Consider the following 6,930-nt stretch of genomic DNA (forward strand, 5'->3'; position numbering starts at 1 on the left):
GTCCCGGTTCGAGTGGCACTCGCCGGGGGTGGGGCACGGTGTGAACGTGGACCACGTCACCGGCGGCAGGCTGGTAGGCCGAGGCCGAGGCCGACCTCCGCGCCTTTTCAGGCCGCCTGCACATAGGAACCCCGGATCGCCGCGTGACCGTCCTTGCTCAGCGGTTGTCAGCGATGTGGTTGGCGGCGACGTAGCCGAACGTCATGGCGGGGCCGATGGTGGAACCGGCGCCGGCGTAACTGTGGCCCATGACGGCGGCGCTGGCATTGCCGGCCGCATAAAGGCCGGGGATGACCGCAGCGGCCGGAGAGAGCACCCGGGCCTTGTCGTCAGTGACCATTCCGCCCTTCGTGCCGAGATCACCGGGGACGATCTTGAAGGCATAGAACGGCGGAAGCCACAGCGGGGCGAGACAGGAGTTGGGAATGACCGCCGGGTCGGTGTAGTAGTGATCGTAGGCACTGTTGCCACGCTTGAAATCGAGGTCCCTGCCGGTCGCGGCGAAGCCGTTGAAGCGGCTGATCGTGCCCTGCAGGGTATTGGCGGGGACGCCCATCTTGGCCGCCAGACCCGCGATCGTGCTCGACCTGACAAGGGCACCGTTGCCGTACCACGCGTCCGGGAACGGCAGGGTCGGCGCGAGATCCTTGAAAAGGTAGCGGTTGCGGTAGCTCTGGTCGATGATCATCCAGGAGGGGATGTCCGGCGCCGTGGCGTTCTTCTGGTACATGACATGGACCACGTCGCTGTAGGGCGCGGCTTCGTTCACGAAGCGCATGCCTTGCTGGTTGACGATGATGCTGCCCGGAAGGGTGCGCTCGGCCAGACAGAAGTACGGTTCGCCGGGCAGCGGGATCACCGGCCCCCACCAGGAGTCGTCCATCAGCGCGACCTCGGCGCCGGTCGCGAGACCGGCCAAGATACCGTCGCCGGTGTTGGAGGCGGCACCGATGGTCCAATCGGTGCCGATGGGCTGCTGCTGATATCGGTTGCGCATGCCGGCGTTGTGCTCGAAGCCGCCCGAGGCGACCACGACCCCGTACTTGGCCTTGAGCAGGGTCTGTGTGCCGTTGCGGGTCACCAGTACGCCGGTGACCCGGCCCGCGTCGACGCGTAGATCGACGAGCGGGGTGTTCAGCCAGACCGGCACACCGGCCTGCAGCAGTCCGGCCCGCAGCGCTCCGGCCAGCGATTGGCCCATGGTGAGCGGTTTCTTGCCCTGTGCGGTGGCCTTGATCCAGCGATTGTAGGTTTCGAGCGCGATGGCGGCGCCCTTGGCGTTGACCAGGGCGAGGTTGAGCCACTTGTAGTCGGCGCTGAAGACCACCTGGCCGTTCGGAACCGGAATGTAGGCAGGGTTCAGGTTGGCCAGTTCCGGGCCGAGGAGATTCCCGTCGAACATGTCCGGCTCGATGGATCGGCCGTTCGGCAGGCCGCCGGTCCGTTCGGGATAGTAGTCGGAGTAGCCCTCCATGTAGCGGAAGCGCAACGGGCTGTTCTGCATCACGAAAGAGATCATGGCGGGGCCGTTGTCGAGAAACGCCGCCTGTCGGCCTGCGGGCACCTCGCTCCCGACGACCGCCGCGAGATAGGCGGCGGCTTTGGCCGGGGTGTCCGGTACCCCCGCGGCGAGAATGACCTGGTTGTTCGGTATCCAGATCCCCGCACCCGACCGGGCCGCCGAGCCGCCGAATTTGGCCGCCTTCTCGACCACGAGCGTGTTCAGCCCTCGCTCTGCCGCCACCAGCGCAGCAGTCATCCCGGCTGCCCCGGCCCCGACCACCACGACGTCATACTCCGGCGCGTCAGCGATATCCGCATGGGCGGCGACACTGCCGATTATCTTTGAGCCGAACGCGATCCCGGCGCCGGCGGCGGCACCGCGCAGCACCTGCCGGCGGGTCGGATGGGAACTGTGAGCAGGCATTCGAAGACCCTTCGCATGAGAAACGGCCTTGACGGCACCTCGCGCCCGGTACCTGCTGTTGAAACATGTTCTATTTCGGAGTGCCAATCATGCGCTTGGTTGGTATACCTGTCAACGGCGGACGGCGTCGACCTTGACGGATCCGGATGTCCGCCACGGGCGGCCGGCCGATTGTGGTTCCCGTCGCTGTCGTCCCTCCGCCACACCGGGTCGCCCTGCTTCGTCGCCGTCGCTCCCATTTTTGGATGGCGCCCTTGGCATACCTTCTGATCATGGAGAGGGGCCTGATCGGGCAGTCCCGTGTGGCGACGAGTAATCCCAAAGAGCGGGCGAGAAGGAACTTCGGCACGGCAAGTCACCTTCGAGCGGCTGGCTCGGCGCCCACTGCCTCGAATCTACCCGGCCAAAGACGAACGCAGGACTGGACCATACAGGGAAAACCCAGGTCGACGCAGCATTTCCCACCGAAGCGTGCCTCAGGAGAATTCGCCCACCCCGATAGGCCCTCACGTGCTGAGCTGCGCAAACGAGCGCATCATGACCCCAGCAGAGCAATTATCTGTAGAGCGATTATCTGTTGAACTCGGGTCGATATTCAGGACCGAATGAGAACTAGGCATTGCCCTAGATACACCATCCCTACAATCCCGGGGAAAGTAGATCATGAACTGAGGCCAGCCCCTTGGAGACAACCCCATGAGCAAACTGGCGACTTCGGCGGATATAGCTGTTGTGGGTGTTGCTTGTCGGTTGCCTCAGGCCGATGGTCCAGCGGCGTTCTGGGACTTGTTGACCGGTGGGGTCGACGCGGTCACCGAACGGACCGGTGACGGTGGGCCGAGGTGGGCGGGACGGTTGGCGGACAAGGAGGCTTTTGACGCGGCCTTCTTCGGACTCTCCCCACGAGAGGCCCGGTACACCGATCCGCAGCAGCGGATCATGCTCGAACTCGGCTGGGCAGCGCTGGAAGACGCCGGAATCATCCCAGGTGTCCTCAAAGGGACGCCGACCGGCGTTTTCGTCGGTGCGATGGCCGACGACTATGCGTATCTGAGCCACCGCGCCGGGCGCATCGGCCACCACTCGCTGACCGGAATCGGCCGCGGGATCATTGCCAACCGCCTCTCGTACTTCCTGGGTGTCAACGGGCCGAGTCTGACCGTCGACACCGGGCAGTCCTCGTCATTGGCCGCCTTGCACCTGGCGTGCGAAAGCCTGCGGAGCGGCGAGAGCGAGATCGCCCTGGTCGGCGGTGTGAACCTCATCATGGCCGAGGAGAGCACCAATATCGTCGAGGAGTTCGGTGGGCTGTCCGCCGACGGGCGATGCTTCACCTTCGACGCTCGCGCCAACGGTTACGTGCGCGGTGAGGGCGGCGTCTGTGTCGTGCTCAAACGGTGGGAGGACGGCGACGACGCGTACGCCGTCATACGGGGGACCGCGCTGAACAACGACGGTGGCGGTGACTCGCTCGCGGTGCCGCGCGGTGAGGCGCAGCAGGCGGTGATTCGGGCCACTTGTCGCCGGGCCGGGGTGGCGCCGAGCGATCTGCACTACGTGGAATTGCACGGGACCGGCACGGCGGTCGGCGACCGGATCGAGGCGGCGGCGCTCGGCGCGGTCTTCGCCCCGGGCCGGGACTCGCCGTTGCTGGTCGGGTCGGTCAAGACGAACATCGGTCACCTGGAAGGCGCGGCCGGGCTGGCAGGTTTCCTGAAGGCCGTGCTTTCGCTGCGGCACCGGGTGATTCCGCCCAGCCTGAACTTCGCCGAACCCAACCCCGAGATCGACTTCGACGCCTGGCGCCTCCAGGTCGTCCAAGAGAACACCCCGCTGCCAGACGGTGCGGTGGCGGGTGTCTCGTCGTTCGGAGTCGGCGGGACCAACTGTCACGTCGTGCTTTCGTCGACCGGGCGCGGGGCCGACGCACCGGAGAACCCCGTCGAGGCACCGCTGTTGTGGCCGATGTCGGGCAAGACGGCGGGTGCGGTCCGCGACCAAGCCCGCGTCCTGCACGCGGAGCTTCTGTCCCGTCCCGACCTGAGTCCCGCGGACGTCGGCTTCTCGTTGGCGACGACCCGCACCGTGTTCCCGCATCGGACGGTGATCAGCGCAACCAGCCGGACCGAGTTTCTGGGGGCTCTCGACACCCTTACCGGACCGAACGTGGTCAGCGCCAAGGCCCGTGCCGAGGTGAAACCGGTCTTCGTGTTCCCTGGGCAAGGGACGCAATGGGTCGGTATGGGGACCGAACTCCTTGACACGTCACCGGTCTTCCGCGAGCAGTACACCGCCTGCGCGAAGGCGTTGAGATCGTTCGTGACCTGGGATCCGTTCAGCGTGCTCGACGACGAAGCCGCGCTCGCCCGAGTGGACGTCGTGCAGCCGGTGCTGTGGGCGTTCATGGTCTCCGCCGCCGCGCTTTGGCGTTCCTACGGTGTCGAGCCCGCAGCGCTCGTCGGTCACTCCCAGGGCGAGATCGCCGCAGCGAATGTGGCCGGCGTGTTGTCCATAGAGGATGGTGCGCGTGTCGTCGCCATGCGTAGCAAGGTCATCGGTGCGGGGCTTGCCGGTCGCGGGAGGATGGCATCGGTCGCGATGTCCCTCGACGAGCTGCGACCGTTGCTCCCGCCGGTAATCTCGGTCGCGGCGGTCAACGGCCCCAAATCCGTCGTCGTGGCAGGTGAACCTGGTCCGATGCGGCAGCTCGTCGACGAACTTACCCAAGCCGGTGTCAGGATCAAGCTGATCGATGTCGACTACGCCTCCCACACGGCACAGGTCGAACCTGTCATGGCGGAGCTGGCCGAGCTGCTCGCTCCGATACGACCACAGGAACCTCGGATTCCCATCCAGTCCACGGTGGACGGTAGCGAAGTGCTGGACGGCGACTACTGGGTGCGCAACCTGCGCCAGCCTGTTGAGTTCGAGGCGGCGACGGATGCGCTGAAGGCCGCCGGGCACGAGGTCTTCCTGGAGATGAGCCCGCATCCGGTGCTGACGCCCTCGATAGAGGGTGATGTCTCGGCGGTGGGCACACTGCGCCGCGACGACGGAGGATTTGACAGGTTCCTGTTGTCCTTGGCGACCGCGTACACCCACGGCGTCACCGTGGACTGGCACGCGGTGTTCGATGCCGCGCGCCGCGTCCGGTTGCCGGGCTATGTCTTCCAGCGCCGGCGGTACTGGCTTGACGAGCCGGAGAAGGCCGAGCGGCCGGCCGCGGTGAACATGGCCGGAATCGTCGCCGCTGAGATCGGCGCCGTGCTCGGCCACACGGACCTCGACCCCACTGCCACGTTCAAAGAACTCGGCATCGACTCGGTCACCGCGGCCGACCTGCGGGCGAGACTCGTCGCCGCGACCGGGCTCTCGCTGTCCACCACGGTGATCTACAACCATCCGACTCCGGCGGCGTTGACGTCCTACCTGGACTCTCTTGCCGACGGATCGGAGCCGGTCCGGGTGAACCAAGAGCCGGTAGCCGGCGACGACGATCCCGTGGTGATCGTGGGAATGGCGTGCCGTCTGCCGGGGGGAGTGGACTCGCCGGCCGCGCTCTGGCGTCTCATGGACTCCGGCGCCGACGCGATCTCCGCGTTCCCGGTCGACCGTGGCTGGGATCTCGACGCGTTGTCAACGCTGCCGCAGCAAGGCGGGTTCCTGGCCGATGCGGCCGGGTTCGATAGCGACTTCTTCGGGATCTCGCCGCGTGAGGCGCTGGCGATGGATCCGCAGCAGCGGCTGGCGCTGGAGGTGACCTGGGAGGCGGTGGAGCGGGCCGGGATCCCGCCGTCGTCGCTGGGCGGCACCCGGACCGGCGTGTATCTCGGCGCGATGGCGCAGGACTACGGCGCCCGGATGCACGAGGCGTCCGGTGACGCCGAAGGCTACACGCTGACGGGTACCTCGCCCAGCGTCCTGTCCGGCCGGGTGGCGTATGCCCTGGGGCTGGAGGGCCCCGCGATCACGGTGGACACCGCGTGCTCGTCGTCGCTGGTCGGCCTGCACCTGGCCGCGCAGGGGCTGCGGTCGGGGGAGTGCTCGCTGGCGCTGGCGGGCGGGGTCACCGTCATGTCGACGCCGGGCATCTTCCTGGAGTTCGCCAAGCAGGGCGGCCTCTCCCCGGACGGGCGGTGCAAGGCGTTCGCCGACGCCGCCGACGGCACGGGATGGGCCGAGGGCGTGGGCGTGCTGGTGCTGGAACGGCTTTCCGACGCCCGGCGCAACGGCCACCGGGTGCTCGCCGTGCTCCGCGGATCGGCCGTCAACTCCGACGGCGCCTCCAACGGCCTGACCGCTCCCAGCGGCGTCTCCCAGCAGCGGGTGATCCGGCAGGCCCTGGCCGGCGCCGGGCTCTCCCCCTCGGACGTGGACGTGGTGGAGGCGCACGGTACGGGCACCAGGCTGGGTGACCCGATCGAGATCCAGGCCCTGCTGGCGACGTACGGGCAGGATCGGGACCGGCCGCTGCTGCTCGGGTCGATCAAGTCGAACATCGGTCACACCCAGGCGGCCGCGGGGGTCGCGGGCGTGATCAAGATGGTGATGGCCATGCGGCAGGGGGTCGTGCCGCGGACGTTGCACGTCAACGCCCCCACGTCGCAGGTGGACTGGTCGGCCGGCGCGGTCGGGCTGGTGACCGAGCACGCCGGGTGGCCGGAGACCGGACGGCCCCGCCGGGCCGGAGTGTCGTCGTTCGGGATCAGCGGCACCAACGCGCACGTGATCGTCGAGCAGCCGTCCGAACAGGCCGAGCCCGCTACGACATCGGGTACGGCGCCTGTCGTGGTGCCCTGGGTGGTCTCCGGTAGGACCGAGGCCGCGCTCGATGCTCAGATCGATCGGCTGACGTCCTTCGTGGCCGAGACCGGTGCGGATCCGGCCGATGTCGGCTACTCGCTGGTCAGGGCCCGCTCGGAGTTCGCCCACCGGGCGGTGCTGCTGGCAGGCGGTGACGGCGCGGCCGAGGTGGCACGTGGCGTCGCCGGCGCGCCCGGTTC

The 6,930-nt window shown here is 67.7% G+C and carries 2 protein-coding genes; one reads left to right on the top strand and one right to left on the bottom strand.

Going from position 1 to position 6,930, the window contains the following annotated elements:
* Positions 1–157 precede the first annotated feature (157 nt).
* Positions 158–1,891 (bottom strand): 3-oxosteroid 1-dehydrogenase, encoded by a 1,734-nt coding sequence (gene kstD, locus ABZ260_RS07135; protein ID WP_355613847.1) that lies wholly within the window; start codon positions 1,889–1,891, stop codon positions 158–160.
* A 732-nt stretch (positions 1,892–2,623) separates the two neighbouring features.
* Here kstD and ABZ260_RS07140 point away from each other — a divergent pair.
* A partial coding sequence (locus ABZ260_RS07140; protein WP_355613849.1) for a beta-ketoacyl synthase N-terminal-like domain-containing protein occupies positions 2,624–6,930 on the top strand: 4,307 nt, incomplete at its 3' end.

The sequence above is a fragment of the Streptosporangium sp. NPDC006013 genome, assembly GCF_040614275.1.
Classification (GTDB): domain Bacteria; phylum Actinomycetota; class Actinomycetes; order Streptosporangiales; family Streptosporangiaceae; genus Streptosporangium.